Source organism: Streptomyces sp. NPDC050743 (assembly GCF_044456925.1).
Classification (GTDB): Bacteria; Actinomycetota; Actinomycetes; order Streptomycetales; family Streptomycetaceae; genus Streptomyces.
Genome location: NZ_JBITGJ010000071.1, coordinates 1 through 18038, shown reverse-complemented (window position 1 = coordinate 18038; position 18038 = coordinate 1). Strand labels below are relative to the sequence as shown.

Genomic DNA, 18038 nt, shown 5'->3' with positions numbered 1-18038 from the left:
GATCAGTGCCGGTGGTATTCGCCGACCGACCGGCCGAAGAAGGCACGCAGTGCCTCCTTGTGGTCGTCCTTCATGAACAACTCGGCCAGCTCGTCGACCTGTCGCCGGTGCGCCTCGTCCCGGCTCATCTCCAGGGCGTCGTTCACGCACCGCTTGGTGGCCTCGACCGACAGGGGGGCGCGGGTCGCGATCCGCTCCGCCTTCGCCAGCGCTACGTGCATGAGCGCCTCGGGTGCGCATACCTCGGTGACCAGTCCCCAGGCCGCGGCCCGCTCGGCTCCGTAGCGCTCGCCGGTGAGGAGGATCTCCTTGGCCGGTCCGAGTCCCACTATCCTGGCGAGGCGCCAGAAGTTGGCCATCAGGCCCACGTTGACACCGGCCGCGACGAAGGACGCCTCGCTCGACGCGACACGAATGTCGCAGGCCAAAGCCAGCTCGAACCCGCCGCCGACGGCCGGGCCGTTGACCGCGGCGATCACTGGAGCGCGGAACCTCTCCAGGCCGTCGACGATCCGCTCGAAGTCCGCCACGAGAGCGGGCAGTTCGGTCCGGGTCATCCGCTGGTCCTGGGCCAGGTCCGCGCCTGCGGTGAACACACCTCCGGCCCCGGTGAGGACGACCGCACGAATCTCCGGCTCTTCCTCCAGCCGGTCGATGGCCGTCTTCAGGTGCGCCCGACTCTCCCAAGAGAGCGTGTTGACGGGCGGATTGCTGAGCGTGATCACCACGATGTGCGGGGTGTGGTGCCTCAGCTGGACTGCGCTCACTTCTCCTCCTTGGCCACGCCCGCGGCGAGCAGGGTCTCGATCTCGGATGGGCCGAAGCCGGCTTCGGTCAGCACGTCGGTGGTGTGCTCGCCCAGCAGCGGGGCCGGACGATCGATGACGGCCGGAGTGCGGGAGAACTTGACGGGCACGCCGATGTGCTTCACCAACCCCGCCGTGGGGTGTCCCACCTCGACGAGCATCCGCCTGGCCCGGACCTGGGGGTCGGAATAGACCTGAGCGATGTCGTACACAGGTCCGGCGGGGATGCCGTGCGGGAGGAGGATGTCCATCCACTGCTCGGTGGTGTGCTGCAGGAACCTCTTCTGTAGTTCCTCGGTCAGCGACGGGCGGTTGGTCATGCGGGACATCGGATCGGTAAACCGCGGATCCGTCCCCAGCCCCGGCCATGCCAAGGCCTCCACGAGATGTTCCCACATCCGCTGATTGGGTGTGCCGACGGTCAGCCAGCCGTCGGCAGTCCGGAACGCCTCGTAGGGGGCCGCGAGCCGCATCTGCGAGCCGAGCGGGCCGGCTACCTGCCCGGTGGCGAACAGGACGGCGCTCTCCCAGACCATCAGGGAGATACCGGCCTCCAGCAGAGATGTGTCCACGTACTGTCCCTCGCCGGTACGCAGACGGTGGACATAGGCGGCGAGCACACCGTTGGCGGCCAGGAGCCCCGCGGTGAGGTCACAGATCGGCACGCCCGCCTTGACCAGCGCGCCACCGGGCTCCCCGGTGACGCTCATGATCCCGGACATGCCCTGGGCGACGAGGTCGTACCCGCCCCGGCCGGCCAGCGGGCCGTCCTGGCCGAATCCCGAGATCGAGCAGTAGACCAGCGCCGGGTTCCGTGTGGCGAGTCTGGGATAGTCGCAGCCGAGCCGCTCCATGGCGCCCGGCCTGAAGTTCTCGACGAGGACGTCGACTCCCGCGCTGAGTCTGCGCAGCGCGGCGGCTCCCCGCTCGTCCCGCAAGTCCAGGGCGATCCCGCGCTTGTTCCGATTCACCGCCATGTATGCCGGCGACTGGCCGCCGGGGAAGTCGGCTCCCCAGCCACGTAGCTCGTCGCCGACCGGACGTTCGACTTTGATCACATCGGCGCCCAGGTCGGCGAGGAGCGCCGCGCAATAGGCACCAGCCATCACTTGGCTGACATCCAGAACCCGCACGCCGTCGAGGGGACCCGCCATCGCATCTCCTGAGGACTCGCCGTGAATTTGTGCCGCATTACGGCACGCCTGTGCTACTATGCGACACAAAAGTAGGTGGGCAGTCAGGAGGCGTCAACGGATGCGCAGCGTTTTCACGACTTTCTCCGTGCTCGAAGCGCTCGCCGAGGCTCAGCCGGTCGGTGTGGGCGCACTGGCACGGGAGCTGGATCTGCCCAAGAGCACCGTGCAGCGGAGTCTGACCACGCTGGCCGAGGTGGGGTGGATCCGCCCGTTGGACAGCAGCGGCCACACACGGTGGATACTGACGGCCAGGCCCCTGAAGTTGGCCGGGCACGTACTGCGCCACGAGCGCCTACTCCGTGAGGCCGCAGCGCCCGCGATGGCGGACCTCGCCCGGCAGACCCGCGAAACGATCCACCTGACGATCGTGGACGGTGACAGCGTGATCCTGCTGGACAAGATCGACAGCACGCACACCGTCCGCAACGTCTCCTGGGTCGGCGGTCGCGCTCCCCTCCACGCGTCGGCCTCCGGGCTGGCGATCCTCGCCCACCTGCCGGCGGACGCGATCACCCGCCACCCGCTGACCAAGTACACCGGGCAGACCGTGACGGATGCCGAGGCACTGGGTGCCACTCTCGCCACGGTCCGCAAGCGCGGTTACGCCATCAACACCGGGATGTGGCGCGACGATGTGAGCGCCGTCGCTGCGGCGATCCTAGATCCGACCGGGGTGCCGGCCGCATCCCTCAGCATCTCTGTGCCGACCTACCGGCTCTCCGACGCACTCCGCGATCAGTACGGCATCCTGGTCCGCGACGCCGCCGCGCGCGTAACGTCCCTGTGGTATGGGCAGGACCCCGAAAACAATCCCATGGCGGAACAGCATCGCCCACCAGTTCCCGCGGGGGATCCCACAAGCGGCGGACCTCGTCGCTGACGCCTTCCTGCGCGGCCTGACCCTGCCCCTGTGCTTCGCCGGCGCAACGCGCCGGCCCGGGCCAGTCGGCAGGCCCAAGGCGTCGAGGAGTTCGGTGACGACTTTGGCAAGCTCTGCGCGCAGGCCGTAGATGAATCTGGGACTGTGCGGGGACCGAACGGACCGTTGCTCGTGTCGTTCCTCAGCCACATGCCGTTCGCCAGGCCCCGCAGCTCGTAATAGGCCCGGCCCCAGGCTGGAGTAGCCGTTGGCAGGTGGGCTGGCGGGTGCGGGTAGCCCGGCATCTCAATGGCGCGGTCCGGCGGGAACTCCGGGCGGGCGCGGAGTGATGCGTGTCGTGACAAACCTATGCCCGCTGTTGGGGGCGGGCTGTGGTTGCGGGCGGGAGGGTCTGCTCGGCCCAGACGGTCTTGCCGTCGAGTGTGTAGCGGACGCCCCAGTTCTGTGCGAGTTGGGCGATGATGAACAAGCCGCGCCCGCCTTCGTCGATGGTTTTCGCGTGGCGTAGCCGTGGCGCGAGGGAATTGCCGTCGTGGACCTCGCAGGTGAGGGTGCGGTCCTTGATGAGCTGCAACCGGACAGGCGGGGTGCCGTAGCGGACGGCGTTGGTGACCAGTTCGCTGACGATCATTTCGGTGGTGTAGGCGGTCTCCTCATCGACTCCCCAAAGGATGAGCTGGTGGCGGGCGTGGGTGCGGGCCGTGGCGACGGCTTTGGGGTGGTGGTCGAGATGCCACGTGGCGACCTGGTCGGCGGGGAACGGGTGGGTGCGGGCGAGGAGGAGGATGACGTCGCCGTGGGGGAAGTCGTTCCGCAGCCGGTAGAGCACGTCATCGCACAGATCCTGCAGGGGCCGCTCAGGGTGGGCCAGCACCCGTTGGAGGGTGCCCGGAGACGGTGAGGTGTGCAGCAGTGACGCGGTGTAGAAGGCGAGGACGCTGCCGTCGGCGACGGAGATTGTGGTGGCGGCGAAGGGGGGTCCCTCGGCGGTGCCCAGAGGAGGTCCGGCGGGCAGGTCGGGAATCTCGGTGGTCCCGTCGGGATGGGCGATGACGGGTGGAGGATGGCCGGCCAGGGCGATGGTGCAGGTCTGGGCGAGCGGGTCGTAGACCGCGTACGCCCAGCTTCCCGTGAGCGGCATGGGGTCGCCGGGCGGCAGGGCTGCGCGTTCCTGGGCCAGGCTGATGGCGGTGTCGTTGAGGCGGGCGAGTAGTTCGTCGGGCTCCAGGTCGAGTGCGGCCAGGGAGTGGGTGGCGGTCCGTATCTGTCCCATGGTGGTGGCCGCGTGGATGCCTTGGCCGGCGACTTCGCCGACCACCAGTGCGGTGCGGGCGCCGGACAGGGCGAAAGTGTCGAACCCGCCGCCTCCTCCCACCTCGGCGGGCACTTGCACGTGCGCTGTATCAACGGTGGTCCGGGGCGCAGAGTGTGGAGGCAGCAGGTGGCGCTGGATGGTCGAGGCGATGGCGTGTTCGCGGGTGTAGCGGCGGGCGTTGTCGATGCACAGCGCGGTGTGAGTGGCCACTGCGCGGGCGAGGGTGACATCGTCCTCGTCGTAGACGTCGGCCTGGTCGGTGCGGTACAGGCTCAGCAGCCCGAGCACGGTTCCCCGCAGCGTCAAGGGTGCTGTGATGAGAAGGCGGGCACCGGATGCACGAATCGCCTCGGCGCGTGGCGGGTCCGCTGCCAGCCAGGGCGTGTCGGGTGACAGGGCAACGAGGCGGGGCTTGAGGTCGGTCAGCGTCTGGGCGTAAGGCGTCGGAAGCGGCAGAGCGCGCACGTCGCCCACGGGATGCGCCTGAATCTGCTCCCCGCCGCCCCTATGGCCGTAGGCGGCACGGCGCAGGGGTACCTCCGGTCCCAGGGGGCTAAGCGGAGGTTCCTCGCCACGTACCACTGCGTCCACGACTTCCACCACGGCGATGTCAGCGAGGTCCGGCACCACTGCCTGCACCAGTTCCTCACAAGTGGCCACCACGTCAAGGGTCTGTCCCACGTGCTCGCGCACGGAGCCGAGGACACGCAGGCGGGCGTCCACCTTTTCGCGTTCGGTGACGTCGAGCATCTCCGTCAGCAGCCCCAAGATCCTCCCCTGTGAGTCCTCCAGGCGAGATGCCGAGACGGAGAACAGGTACTCCGGCCCCGGCGCGCCGCCCTTCGGACGCACCCCCACGAGTCGCCCCCGCGCGGGTGCGCCGCCCTCCAGCACGCTGTGCAGCATCGCCTCCACCTCACCGGGCGCGGAAAGGTCATACACCTCGGTGACGTGTCGGCCCATGATCTGTTCAGGGGGCGCGGCGTGCAGAACCGGCCTGGTGATGTTGATCCGTAGGATTCGCAGCTCCGTGTCCAGGATCAGCAGCCCTGTAGGGGACTGGTGGAACAGTGCTTCCAGTACCGGGGCACCCTCGACGGGCGAGATGGCTTCGTCTTGCGCCATGGCAACCCACCTCCACCATCCAGCCTGCTCCTGGCGTCTGTGTGGCGCTCCCTCACATTGCGAGAGTTGTCGGACGTGCTGCCGCCGTGCGGCCTCGGCCCGCTGTTGTCGAGCGCTCTGGCTCACCAGAGTGAAGGGAGGCGGGGCGTTGCCGGTCGGGCGCGACATCACCCAGCCGCAGAAGGCCCACGATCAGATGACGGCGGATGGTCTCGACACGGACTGCCGAGTTGGGGTCGCACACCGGACGCACAGCCAGCGAGGGACGGCCCGCCTCCCACCCTCCGTGGTGCTTATGGCGAGGCAGTTCCCTGCGCGCCTACGGGGTGGCGACGCTGCACCAGGCGGGTGCACAGCCACAGCAGACGTTCTGGCGCGGGGCACAGGTCGGGTGCGGTTCGTGGTGGCGCTCGGTGCGAAGCAGGTACGCGACCTGGCCCACCAGCTTTGTGCCCTGGCCCGGGCGTGATGTCGTCATGGTGTCGTGACGGCTGACGGCGTCATCCGCCGCGGGCGGCCCTGCACGACCGTGGCGGGCAGTGCCCGGAAATCCTGTCAGCGGATGCGGCGGAGTGTGTCGGGCGTGAGGTCGGCGAGGGTGGGGTAGCCGTCGACGGCCATGACGAGATCGGCTTCGGCAAGCAGGGAACGCAGCACGTGGACGATGCCGTCGGCGCCATCCAGGGCCAGGCCGTACGCGTAGGGCCGGCCGACGCCTACGGCTGTGGCGCCCAGGGCGATGGCCTTGACGACGTCGGCTCCCGTGCGGATGCCCGAGTCGAACAGAACGGGCATGTCGTCGGCGGCCGCGACCACCTCCGGCAGGGCGTCGAGGGCCGGCAGGCCGCCGTTGGCCTGGCGTCCGCCGTGGTTGGAGCAGTAGATGCCGTCCACACCCGCGTCCCTGGCGCTGCGGGCGTCATCGGGGTGGCAGATGCCCTTGAGGATCAGCGGCAGGTCGGTGATCGAGCGCAGCCAGGGCAGGTCGTCCCAGGTGAGGGGGTTGCCGAAGATCCGCACCCACTCGGCGACCGCGGCCTGCGGGTCGTCCTCCGGGCTGCGGGCGAGCCAGGAGCGGAAGACCGGGTCACTGGTGTAATTGGCCAGGCAATTTCCGCGCAGCTGAGGGAAATTGCTGACGGCCAGGTCGCGGGGGCGCCAGCCGGTGATCCAGGTGTCCAGAGTGACCACGATGCCCTTGAACCCGGCCTTCTCGGCACGGTGGACCAGGCTTTCCGCCAGATCCCAGTCGGTGGGGGTGTAGAGCTGGAAGAAGCCGGGCGTGCCGCCGAACTCCGCGGTCACCTGTTCCATCGGGTCTACGATCAGGGTGGAAGCGATCATCGCACGCCGGTGCGGGCAGCGGCGCGGGCGGTGGCGAGATCGCCGTGGCCGTCCTGGGCGCACAGCCCGATCACGCCGATCGGGGCCATGAAGAGCGGCGAGGGCAGGCGCATGCCGAACAGGTCGACCGACAAGTCCCGTTCCTTCGCTCCGACCAGCATGCGCGGGACCAGACCCCATTGCTCGAAGGCGGTGACATTGGCCCGCTGGGTGTGCTCGTCCCCTGCGCCGCCGGCGACGTAGGACCGCACCGACGGGGTCATCGCGGCTTGGGCCGGCGGTTCAAGGTCGGCGTAGGTCATCGGCAGGCGTGGTACCACCCCGTGCAGACCGGCGAAGTAGATCTCGTTCTGATAGTCGGCGAACGCCATGATCCGGTCCTCCCGCTCCCGCCCGCCAGATGCGAGCTCATCGACCCACAGTGCGAGACTGGTCAGCAGGAAGAAGGAGAACGCAGGATTCTCGCCATGAGGCCAGTGCTGATGCAGGAAGATGGCAAGCTGCTGAGCGAGGACGACCTCGCGCTGATCCACGCGCTGCAACTCCGGCCGAGAGCCTCGTGGTCCGAGCTCGGCCGGGTCCTCGGGGTGGATCCGGTCACCGTCGCCCGTCGCTTCAACCGCCTCGCTGAGCACGGCATGGCCTGGGTCGGCTTGTCACCCGGCCCGCGCATGTTCGACCAGATGTGCCTCTCCTTCGCCCAGATCGACTGTGCCCCCGGCGCGACCGCCTCCGTCGCCCAGGCCCTCAGCGGTCATCCGCACATGCTCACCATCGAACGCTCCGCCGGTGGCCACGACATCCTCGCCACCGTCGCCACCAGCGACCTTCCCGCACTGTCCCGCTACACCCTCGACCTGCTCCCGCACGTTCCCGGCATCACCGCCGTCGACGTCCGGATCGTCACCCACATGTTCACCGAGGGCGGCCGATGGCGCATCGCGGCCCTCGCTCCCGACCAACGCGCGCAGCTCACCGCACCGGCCGCGCCCCAGCCGGCCCGGCACGGCGGCGGAGACATCACTGCCTTCGACCGCGCTCTTCTCGCCCGCCTGGCACACGATGGCCGCGCCTCCTACCAGGCCCTGTCCACTGACCTGGGCGTCAGCCTGTCCACCGCCAAGCGCCGCGTCGAGCAACTGACCCGGCTCGACGTCCTGCGTTTCCGTTGTGACTTCGCCCGCCCCCTCGGGGGCTGGCCCGTCGCCATCACCTTCTGGGCCAAGGTGCCGCCCGCCGACCTGCCCCCCGTCGGACACGCCCTGATCCGCCTGCCCGAAACACGCAACTGCGCCGCCGTCACCGGCCCCCACAACCTCATCGTGCAGGCCAGCCTGCACTCCGTGGACGACGCCCTGCGCCTGGAGACCCAGCTCGCCACCACCCACCCCGGCCTCGACATCGTCGACCGTGTGATCACCCTGCGCCACGACAAGCTCCTCGGCCGCCTGCTCGACCCCTACGGCCGCTCCACGGGCGTCGTCACGCCCGACATCTGGGCCGAACCACAGAACTGACGCCACGTCGTCGCAGAGGTCCACCACACCGGACTCCACGCTCCCGTTCCGCGCCCTCTCCGACCGGACGCGGCGCCTGCCGTGCCCCCGAGGAGCAGCTGCCGGGGAACGCGGCGGCAGACCGCTCCACGCCCTCGACTACGAATTCCTGTAGGCCGTGCCGGCGAATCGGGCGCCGTCCCACGTCATCATCGAAATCCGGGCCCCATCCGTATCGAGTCGCTGCGCGGCATTGGCGCAGACGGTCCGCATCGGAAGGCGTGCACACCGCGCGCGCCACATCCGCACAGGATCGGCTCGCACGGACGTCGCTCAGGCCGCGCCGTAAACCCAGCCGCAGACCGTCAACCAGGGCCTGTCCGCAGCTCCACCCGGAACCTGAAAGGCATCCGACACCCATGACGATGAATGTTCCCGGTGCGCCGAAGGCCACCGCCCGGTACCTGCTACGCCAGCCGAACCTCTGGTTCTTCCCGACGCTCGTCATGATCGCGGTCAGCGTGGTGGTGTCGCTGTCCTACATCGGAGGCATCATCAACCCCACGGGCAACCTCCACCACCTCCCGATCGCGATCGTCGACGAGGACCAGGCGGTGCACGTCGACGGCCGGAAGGTGCACCTCGGTCCGCAGATCGTCCGGGGCATCACGACCGCGTCGGATTCCCGTCAACGCGTGGAATGGCGGACGCTGAGTCTGCGCGGGGCAGAAGCCGAGATGGACAAAGACGCAGTCTACGGCGCCTTGATCATTCCGGCTGATTTCAGCAGCGGCGTCCTGTCCTTGACCGGCCCCGTCGCGCCCCATGGGACGGCTCCGCGGCAGCCGAGTGTCCACCTGCTCGCCAACCCCCGTTCCGGCAGTGTGGCCACCTCCTCGGTTCAAGCCGTCGGAGAGCGAACGAGCCACACCGTATCGAGTCGTATCGCCGCGACGCTGGCTGCGCACATGGAGCCCGCGCACCACACGAGCCGCCGGGCGATCCCGACCGCCGAGAAGATATTGCTGGCCGACCCCGTCACGTTGCACACGAGCGAGCATCGCCCTCTCGGCAACCATTCCGGATTCGGCCTCAGCGCTTTTTACGTCAGCCTCGTCCTCACTCTTGGTGCCTATCTGGGTGCGGGCGTCGTCAGCAGCTCGGTCGATTTCGCTCTGGGATATCAGTCAGCCGAGCGCGGACGTCGCTGGTCCAGCAAGCTGCCGGTCCCGATCACCCGCACCCAAACACTGGTGGCCAAGACCGCCATGTCGGCCGTCCTGTCACCGGTCACCGCGACAGCAATTTTGCTCACGTGTAAATTCGCCCTTCACATGGATACACCCCACTTCGGTCAGCTATGGATCTACTCCGTATGCGCCTCGATCGCCGTCGGGGTGACCGCTCAAACCATCATTTCGCTGGTCGGAGGACTTGGGTCGCTGGTGGGCATGCTCTTCTTCGTCGCCTTGGCGGTGCCCTCGTCCGGGGGGAGCTTCCCCCTCCAGACCGTTCCCAGCCCCTACCGGTGGCTCGCCGGGTTCGAACCCATGCGGCAGATCGACGACGGCGTTCGCGCAATCCTCTACTTCGACGCCCGGGGCGATGCCGGCCTGACGCGTGGCTGGATCATGATCGCCTTGGGGTGTTTCGTCGGCCTGGCCCTGGGCCTGATCGTCGCGTGGATCCGTGATCACGGCGGTCACCAGCGGCTCACGAGCCATCAGATCACCGCCGCACATGCACACTTCCGCTCCACGGTCTCCCTCGCGGCCACAGCCGGCGGTACGCAGCACGAATCCGGTGGAAGGCCCGCTCCCAGAGCCGCTGCGCCCGACCGGCGCAACGCCACCGAGTCGACCGCTCCCTCGCAGGCAGCACCCCGCGTCTTCGGCCGGGTACGGAACTCTTACGGAGACGTTGTGTCCCTGGCCGCCATCACCCTTCTCTCGCTGAATGGGAGCCAACTGGGCCAGATCGGCACGCAATCCGATGGCTCTTACGAAATTGATGCGCCGGCATCCGGAGCCTGCCTCCTTCTTGCTACGGCGGACGACCACCAGCCCCACGCCGCCATCGTTCAGATCGGCGACAGGTCTCGATGCCACGACGTCGTACTGAGCGGACTGAGCGGGACGGTTCCGGCATGACGAGCGGTGGTCCGCGCCTCCGCCGTTTCGCCCGGTCAGAGTGGGCGGGGCTCGCCCGACGTCACTTGCCTTCTTCGGAGCCGGGGGGCCAGGACGTCGGGCTCAGAATTCCGAGGACATACGCCTGGGCGACCAGTGCGGTCCTGTTCGGCACTTTCAGCAGGCGGCACATCCGGGAGAGATGGTAGTTGACGCCGTCCGCCGTGAGGCCGACCGCCCGGGCGATCAACGCGGAGGTGGCTCCGGACGCGACCAACGCCAGGATGCGTTCTTCTTTCGGTGACAACTCCTGCACCAGATTTGGTTCTGCCCCGTGTGCCATCGGGTCGACGTGCAGGAACACCATGAGCAGCGTCGGAGTGATGACTTCGTCGCTGACCGGTTCCACGGTGAGTCGGCCGGTTCTCGTCATGCCCACGGCGTCCCACTCGACTCGAATCGGGTAGCGGAAACGACGCCCGAATCGAAGCCCCTCCGAGATCTTGAGCAGTGACTCCTCGTCCGGGGAGACCAGCAGATCGAGCAGGTTGAGATCACGCATATGTCCCGGCGTCAGGCCCCACAGGGCAGAAAATGCGGGATTGGTGATCATCAGCAATCCATCGGGCTGGCTGATCGCAGTGGGTGCCGGCGACCGGTCGAGCAGCCGCAGGAACCGGTTCCGCCAGACCGCCATCTCCTGTCGGAGGTCGGTCCATTCCTCCGGTTCATTGATCATGGACCAGTCGCCTCCTACAACGCGATACGCGATCAATAGCGCTTGTCTTCATGTGCCGAGATCACTCGCTCCGGCGCCTCCAGCGACGGCCAATGGCCCACGTCCGGCAGCTCGAGCAGCCGTGCCCCGGGCACGCTGTCGCGGATCCGCTCGGCGATGTGCGCGCCGGAGACCGGGTCCTGAAGACCCCACACGAACTGAAGCGGAAGGTCTGTCCCCTCGAGCGCCTCGACCCAGCGATCGCGGTACGTCTCCCGATCGCGGACATAGCGCAGCAGCAGATGGGAGTTCATGTGTCCGTCGTCACGGCTGTACGTCCGCCACATATCCACGCTGTCGGTCAGCGCGTCGTAGGCGGGTGCGAACGTGACGGCGAGGTCGGTGATGAATCCGTCCTGGTCGACCTGCGCGCTCAGCACGGGGCCGAACTGGGGGTCCAGGAGCCGGCTTTGCGCGTCGGTACGCCGGTGCAGTTCGGGGTAGATGCCGCCGTTCATCAGAGTCATGTCGACCAGGGCCACAGACAGCGAGCCCTCCGAACGTCGTGCGAGCAGCTCCTGCCCGACCGAGCTGCCGTAGTCATGAGCGACGACCCGGGTGGCACTCAAGCCGTCGTGCGCCCACAGTGCCTCCACCAGATCGGCCTGCTCCATCAGGGAGTAATCGTGCTCGTGCGGCTTGGCGGACGCGCCGAAGCCGAGGAAGTCCGGCATCACCAGGGTATGGTTGCGGGCCAGCTCGGGCGCGATCTTGGCCCACTGGTGGGACGAAGCCGGGTATCCGTGCAGGAGTGTCAGCGGGGGCCCGCTGCCCATCCGGCGTACGAAGATCATGTGCTCGACGCCGCGCAGGCGGAGAGAGACGTACTCGCCTCCTGACCACCAGGCTTCGACGCCATCGGTTGACCCAGCGGCTGACATTGCGCGCCTCGCTCTCGGCTCACGTGACATGTCTACTCTCCGTGTGTCACGACAGATGTTCACGACAGACGTTCGAGACATATGCTCGATCGGATCATCGACTCAGTACGCCACGAACGCTGACAACTTCAGCCGCACCTGCTACTTCGGGTGGCTCGATGCCGTCCAGGTCAGTGAGGAGTCGCTCCACGTCGGCGACGAGCGAACCGTAGACCTGCCATGCGTTCAGATCGGTCAGTGCGCCGCGCTCGAGCAGATCGGTCACCGTCGTATGCCAGGTCAGCATGCGATCGATCACTGTGCGCAACTGCCTCCGGGCATCGCCCTGACGTGCGTCGGCCGCCACACCGAGAGCGGCATATGTGATGAAGACCTGCCCTGCCAACTCGAGTGCCTCCCCGTATCGCACTGCGAATCCCTGCTTCAGGCCGTGGTCGGTGCCGTCCTGGTCGAGGTTGTCGGCCAGAGTCCTGGCGATGCCTCGCACCTGGAACGACGCCCTGTGGAGAACTTCGAAGGCGTATTCGTAGACTGCGGACATGTGCTGTCGGTGCGCGGCTGCGCGGGCGTTCCAGCGCAGGCTCTCAGCAGCCTTCTGCACCTCGTCGCGAGCGTCCGAGACCTGCCGCTCCAGCTCTCGTGCCCTCTCCAGCCAGAGGTGCGCGTGACTCGCAGACCGTCCTTCCCTCACGTCACGGCCCATGTCCCGCAGCAACGTGCCCGTGCAGCGGGCCAGGCCGCGCACGGCGGCGTCGGACTGGCTGAGATACGTCGGTGGGAAGACCAAGGCATTGACCGCGACTCCCACCGTGGCGCCTGCAAGGGTGGAGACCGCGGGGACGACCACATGCCCGACCGGAGCCGCTGCGGCGGCCGTCAGGCTGATCACCGCAGTCGAAGCGACTTGAAGCCGGTCCTCACCGTTACGACGTCCACCGGTGAGCAGCACCACGATCAGGACGGCCACGATGGCTCCGGCGGTGGCCCCCAGCAACCAGGCGGCGGCGACAGCCAGGGAGACACCTGACACCTGGATCGCCACCCGGCGCGCGGCATGGACCACCGAGCTGTACACCGTGGACGCATTGGCCATGACCAACGCCGTGCCGACGCCGAGGAACTGTTGCTGCCCCGGTAGCCACAAGGCGATGAGCTGCCACGCGAACACCGCTGCGACCAGGCTCTTCACGCCATGGCGCAGGACGTACTCACTCTCTCTCGCACGGACCGTACTGATCATTCGCAGCGCGGCCGTCCAGGCCCGCGGCATTACCGCCGTGCTTCCATGCCGCGTGCCGGGGAGAAAAGGATCCATAGTGCTGTTCCGCCGATGGGGTGTCTCGATGGTCGGTCCGGGTGTCATTGGTGTTCAGCGGGCCGCGTCGGCATCCTGGGCAGCGGCGAGCGACTGCTCCGTGGCCCGCACGAGCACCTCCGGAACGTCCGACGGGGGCAGTACGGCCTCCAGCAGCACCAGGTCGGCCGGATCGGCGGCGCTGGCCAGTGCCGCGCTCAGCTCGGCCGGTGTACTCGCCCGCATGGTGGCCGCCGACTCGCCTCCCATGGCCGCCGGGAGCAGGCTCCAGTTCCATCGGGGAATGTCGTTGTAGCGACGCTCCCCACCGTGGAGTACGTTCTCGATGGTGTAGCGGCCGTTGTTGATCAGCAGCACGATCGGCGTGCAGCCTTCCCGCAGATGGGTGCCGAGCTCCTGAGCGGTCACCTGTGCGGAGCCGTCCCCGATGAGCAGGATCGTGCGCCGCCCGGGCGCCGCGAGCTGTGCGCCGAGGGTCGCCGGGAGGGTGTACCCGATGGAGGCCCACAACGGTTGGCCGATGAAAGTCGCCCCGGCCGGCAGCCGCATCGCCTGCGCTCCGAAGAGCGAGGTGCCCAGCTCGGCGACCACTATGTCGCCCGGCCTCAGGAAGCTCTGGATCGTCGGCCAGAACGTCGCGTGACGCAAGGCTTCCGCGCTGTCGGAGGGCGTCTCGTCGGCCAGGTCATCGGCTGAGGCCGGCGGAAGATCCGGGCGCGCCCACGACCGGCCCGACTCGGCCAGCACCCCGGTCAGCGCACGCACGGCGTCGCGCATCGGCAGGGGAGCGAACACCCGGTCGCCGACGTGGGTGGCGCAGGGCTGTATGTCGATGGTCCGCTCCGCGTCGATACGGTGGCTGAATGCAGTGGTGCTGTCGCTGAACCGCACACCGACCGACAGCAGTACGTCGGCCTGCTCGATGGCGGCGAGCACCCGCTTGTCGCTGGCGGCGCCGCAGTAGGTGCCGGTGAAAAAGGGGGCGCTCTCGTCGAGCACGCTTTTGCCCATGGACAGCGTCGCGTTCGGGATCCGGCCGGCAGCGACCAGCTCGGCCACCTCGGCCCGGACACCGAACCGGTCGGCCAGGAAGTCGGCGAGAAGACCCAGTGTGTCGGCCTCGGCCAGCATGGTGCGTGCGGCGTCGGTGAACTCCTCCAGCACCCGGGCCGAAGCCTCCGGCGCGGGTACGAGAAGCGGCTGCGTCGGCGGCTCGGCCGGGCTCGCGGCCACGTCGGTGGGCAGTACGAGGTAGCCGGGACGCCGTTCCCGTTGGCTGGTGGCCAGCACCCGGTCGATCTCGGCGGTCGCGTTGCCCGCGCTCAGGTAGGCCTGGGCCACGGTGACCTCGGCGTGTGCCCGGGCGAAGTGCCGGTAGTCGCCGTCACCGAGGGTGTGGTGGAGCAGCGCGCCGGCCTGTTGCGCCGCCGTGGGCGGTGCGCCCACGATGTGGATGACCGGGACGTATTCGGCGTAGGCGCCGGCGATCCCGTTGATCGCGCTGAGTTCGCCCACACCGTAGGTGGTCAGCAGGGCACCGGCCCCGTTGACGCGGGCGTAGCCGTCGGCTGCGTAGGCGGCGTTGAGCTCGTTGACGTTGCCGACCCAGCTGATGCGGTCGTGCTCGACGATGCGATCGAGGAAGGCCATGTTGTAGTCGCCCGGCACGCCGAACACGTGCTGGACACCGATCTCGTCGAGCCTGGCAAGAAGGTGGTCGCCAACGGTGTAGTCGCCTGTCATGTCTGGACCTCGGTTTCCGGCAGATGTGCCTGTTCCATTGGTTTTTCGCTAACGGTTCGAGCATTTCACTGCGTAACGGACAAAACTACGGCGAAAACCTGGAGATGCTGAGCCAGGATTTGTGGAATCCACGAGCCCGGGGCGCTGTCGGGCCAACCGTTCGCCGCTCACCCTTCGATCTCACGGTTGCCCGCGTCCGCACCCCCCGCCGGCCGATCTTCCGTCCGAGATTTGAGATTTTCACCACCCAGTGCTCTGGATCTACGGTGAAAAGCCAGAAATGCTAGGGTCGAGTTCGTGGAATCCGAGAACCCGGCACTGTCGACGCCCCTCTCGGGCGCGGCCCGGAACGCCGTTGCTCAGATCTGCGCGCACATCACCGACGACCTGCCGGTGATCAGTCTCGAGGTCGTCCGGCGAATCCGGGCCGAGATCCCCGACTACGCCGTCGTGCCTACGGAGGAACACCGGGACTTCGTGCTGTACCAGGGCCGCATGCTGTTCGCCGGAATCGCCGAGCAGCGGCCGCCGGGGGAGGAGCAGATTGCCCACGCCCGGGAGCTGGGGCGGCGGCGCGCCGAGCAGGGCCTGCCCATCGAACTCATGCTCGGGGCCTATCACGTCACCTTTCGCGAGGCGTGGAATTTGATCCTGCAGCGGGTCACGGCCGACCACCCCGAGCACGTCGGCGACCTGACGCATCTGGTCACGCTCATCTGGACCTGGATCCGGGTCCTCACCGGCAACGCATCCGAGGCCTACGGCGAGGAAGTCCGGCGCGCTCAGGTCACCCGGGTCACCCTCGCCCACCGGCTGTTCGCCGCGCTCACCGCCGACCCCGTCCAGGTGGAGGCGGCGGCCCCCCTGGCCCAAGCGCTCGGCTACCGAGTCGACGGCGAGTTCCAGGCGCTGTGCCTGCCCGCCGAGGACTGGCAGGACGACCGCACCGAACAGCTGCGCCTTCGGCTGACCGCCCTGACCGGCGAACTCCACTGCGCCACCGCCGGCGCCCGGCTCCTGGTCCTGGGTCAGCGGCACGACCCGGGCGCCGTGGCCGCAGCCGCCGCGGCCATCCCGCCGCGGCGGGACGCCACCGCGATCGGCGTCGGCCTGTCCCGCCCCGGCCTGGCCGGGGCGGCGGACAGCATCACCGACGCGACCCAGGCGCTGTCCCGGACGGGCGAACAGTGCCGTGTCGTGTACTTCGCCGACGCCTGGCTCGCCGCCGGCCTCGGCGGGCAGGCCACCCGCTTGGCTCCGCTGTTCACCAAGGCCGTGGCCACGGCGCGCACGGACCCCCACCTGGCCCAGGCCGTGGTCGCATTCGCAGACCACGGCCTGTCGGTGGCCGCCGCGGCCCGCGGGTTGCACCTGCACCCGAACTCGCTGGCTTACCGGCTCGGCCGGTGGCACGAACTCACCGGATTCGATCCGCGCAGCGGCGACGGACTCGTCGCGTCCCTGGTCGCGCTCCGTCTCTATCAGACGTGACGGAGGATTCCTTCACCCTTGTCTGCCGTGGGGTGTGCGCCGCATGTGGACCGAGGCATGCGGGCGGACCGAGCGCATAGGTGCCGACCTGATAGCAGGTACGTAATGCCCGCAGGGAACGCTCACGACAATCACGGCGAGGGTCAACGGCGGGTCGGCACGAATGTTCCATCGAGCCGAACAGCCTCGCCCGCGCCCGGTCGCGGTAGCACTCTGACCGGAATGCGACTCCATGCCGATTGGCGTAAGCCCTACGAGAATTTGTAGTCGAGCTTCGGTGCGTCGCGGTCACGCAAGCCTAGATTGGCAAATGCAGGCAATCGCCCCGCAGTCCGGCGAGGGCGGCCAACCATTGGAAATGGTGTGGACCTCGACGACGCGGAGACGGTATGGCGGGTCTTCGAAGTTGAGCGGTGCAGGGTCGGTGGCCGCTGACTGTCCGTCACGGTCTGCGATGAGTGGGGTGGTTGTCGGCCCTGGATGTAGGACGCCCGTGGTCCCGGGTGATCATTTCTGTTCTCTACGCAGAAGGATCACTGGGGAGCCACGGGCTTGGTCAACGATACGACGTTGCTGTTGGACCTCGACGGGGTGTCCGTCATGCGGGTCGAGCGGTGCGAGGACGGTGGGCGCCGGGTCCATCTGGTCACGGCGGATGCCTCGGCCCGGGCCTGTCCGGCCTGCGGGGTCTTCTCGTCCCGGGTGAAAGGCTCCGCCACCACCCGACCCCGTGATCTCCCTTATGGCGAGCGCGGGCTGGAGTTCTTGTGGCACAAGCGGCGCTGGTGGTGCCGCGAGCCAGGGCTTGCGCAAGTTCCCGGGATCGCCCAACTGGCGTGAGGATGCCGCGGGTTGGGGTGGATGACAGAGCGGACACGGGATCCGTGATCATTCAGGTGTCTAAGCCAAGTGATCAAGAGGGTTCCCGTGTCCGCTGTCTCATCTTCCCCGATCCCTGCCGTGTTGGCCAAGTTGGGTCCGTTCAATCCGGACGACATGTCTGACCTGCGGTTCTTCCTGGAGGCGGTGCCCGATCCTCGCTCCCGGCGGGGCCGCTGGTACTCGCTGACCTCGATCCTGCTGGTCTGCGCGGCCGCCGCGGTCTCGGGAGCCCGGACCATCGACGAACTCGCCGAGTGGGGCGCCCGCGCCGACGCAGGGCTGCTCGCCGCGCTCGGCGTGCGCCGTCACCTGCTGCGCTGGCGGCATGCGCCGTCCAGGTCGGCGATCGGGAGGGTCCTCGAGCGTCTCGACACCGACGCGCTCGATGCGGCCGTGGGCGCCTGGTTGGCTCACCGCCATACCGCCGCAGCCCCGGGCAGGCGACGGGTGATCGCCGTGGACGGCAAGGCACTGCGGGGCTCCGCCCGCCTGGACCAGCCCCGCCGGCACCTGCTGTCCGCCGTCACCCACGGCTGCCCGGTCACCCTCGCCCAGGCTGAGGTTGGGTCCAAGACCAACGAGACACGGCACTTCCAGCCCCTGCTTGCACCGCTCGACCTGGACGGAGACGTGGTCACCTTCGACGCGCTGCACTCC

The 18038-nt window shown here is 68.4% G+C and carries 13 protein-coding genes and 1 pseudogene; 6 read left to right on the top strand and 8 right to left on the bottom strand.

The window, feature by feature from the left end; genetic code table 11:
- Positions 1–2: 2 nt before the first annotated feature.
- The gene (locus ACIBJF_RS39320; RefSeq protein ID WP_351606400.1) at positions 3–767 is read right to left on the bottom strand and encodes an enoyl-CoA hydratase/isomerase family protein; all 765 of its coding nucleotides are present in this window, start codon (positions 765–767) and stop codon (positions 3–5) included.
- Positions 764–1960, bottom strand: a complete 1197-nt coding sequence (locus tag ACIBJF_RS39315) for a CaiB/BaiF CoA transferase family protein (RefSeq protein ID WP_399181289.1) — start codon at positions 1958–1960, stop codon at positions 764–766. Before ACIBJF_RS39315 ends, ACIBJF_RS39320 begins: the two co-directional genes overlap by 4 nt.
- Before the next feature lie 100 nt (positions 1961–2060).
- Here ACIBJF_RS39315 and ACIBJF_RS39310 point away from each other — a divergent pair, with 100 nt between their 5' ends.
- A complete protein-coding gene (locus tag ACIBJF_RS39310) occupies positions 2061–2882 on the top strand; it encodes an IclR family transcriptional regulator (protein WP_399181287.1) in 822 nt (273 codons plus the stop codon).
- 346 nt (positions 2883–3228) lie between these two features.
- On the opposite strand, the gene ACIBJF_RS39305 is transcribed toward ACIBJF_RS39310, so the two are convergent.
- Together ACIBJF_RS39305 and ACIBJF_RS39300 are read right to left on the bottom strand one after the other, a co-directional pair.
- Positions 3229–5322: a SpoIIE family protein phosphatase gene (locus tag ACIBJF_RS39305; RefSeq protein ID WP_399181285.1), complete on the bottom strand. Its 2094-nt coding sequence runs from the start codon at positions 5320–5322 to the stop codon at positions 3229–3231.
- 555 nt (positions 5323–5877) lie between these two features.
- Positions 5878–7037, bottom strand: a pseudogene (locus ACIBJF_RS39300) (alpha-hydroxy-acid oxidizing protein).
- 111 nt (positions 7038–7148) lie between these two features.
- On the opposite strand from ACIBJF_RS39300, the gene ACIBJF_RS39295 reads away from it, so the two are divergent.
- On the top strand, positions 7149–8183 hold the full coding sequence (locus tag ACIBJF_RS39295) for an Lrp/AsnC family transcriptional regulator (protein WP_399181324.1): 1035 nt from the start codon (positions 7149–7151) through the stop codon (positions 8181–8183).
- A gap of 398 nt (positions 8184–8581) precedes the next feature.
- Positions 8582–10312, top strand: a complete 1731-nt coding sequence (locus ACIBJF_RS39290) for a YhgE/Pip domain-containing protein (protein ID WP_399181284.1) — start codon at positions 8582–8584, stop codon at positions 10310–10312.
- Between the two features lie 61 nt (positions 10313–10373).
- Here ACIBJF_RS39290 and ACIBJF_RS39285 read toward each other — a convergent pair whose 3' ends face one another.
- The 4 genes from ACIBJF_RS39285 to ACIBJF_RS39270 form a co-directional block, all read right to left on the bottom strand.
- Positions 10374–11030 (bottom strand): LuxR C-terminal-related transcriptional regulator, encoded by a 657-nt coding sequence (locus ACIBJF_RS39285; RefSeq protein ID WP_399181282.1) that lies wholly within the window; start codon positions 11028–11030, stop codon positions 10374–10376.
- Positions 11031–11062: 32 nt separating this feature from the next.
- Positions 11063–11863, bottom strand: coding sequence for an alpha/beta fold hydrolase (locus ACIBJF_RS39280; RefSeq protein WP_399181280.1), 801 nt, complete (start codon positions 11861–11863; stop codon positions 11063–11065).
- A 181-nt stretch (positions 11864–12044) separates the two neighbouring features.
- On the bottom strand, positions 12045–13190 hold the full coding sequence (locus tag ACIBJF_RS39275; RefSeq protein WP_399181278.1) for an aromatic acid exporter family protein: 1146 nt from the start codon (positions 13188–13190) through the stop codon (positions 12045–12047).
- A gap of 129 nt (positions 13191–13319) precedes the next feature.
- On the bottom strand, positions 13320–15008 hold the full coding sequence (locus tag ACIBJF_RS39270) for an alpha-keto acid decarboxylase family protein (RefSeq protein ID WP_399181276.1): 1689 nt from the start codon (positions 15006–15008) through the stop codon (positions 13320–13322).
- A 297-nt stretch (positions 15009–15305) separates the two neighbouring features.
- Between ACIBJF_RS39270 and ACIBJF_RS39265 the strand changes: the two genes are divergently transcribed.
- The 3 genes from ACIBJF_RS39265 to ACIBJF_RS39255 form a co-directional block, all read left to right on the top strand.
- A complete protein-coding gene (locus tag ACIBJF_RS39265; protein ID WP_399181274.1) occupies positions 15306–16499 on the top strand; it encodes a PucR family transcriptional regulator in 1194 nt (397 codons plus the stop codon).
- A 552-nt stretch (positions 16500–17051) separates the two neighbouring features.
- Positions 17052–17339: a transposase family protein gene (locus tag ACIBJF_RS39260; RefSeq protein ID WP_399181272.1), complete on the top strand. Its 288-nt coding sequence runs from the start codon at positions 17052–17054 to the stop codon at positions 17337–17339.
- Between the two features lie 156 nt (positions 17340–17495).
- Positions 17496–18038, top strand: a 543-nt coding sequence (locus tag ACIBJF_RS39255) for an ISAs1 family transposase (protein WP_399181270.1), incomplete at its 3' end; no start/stop codon positions are given.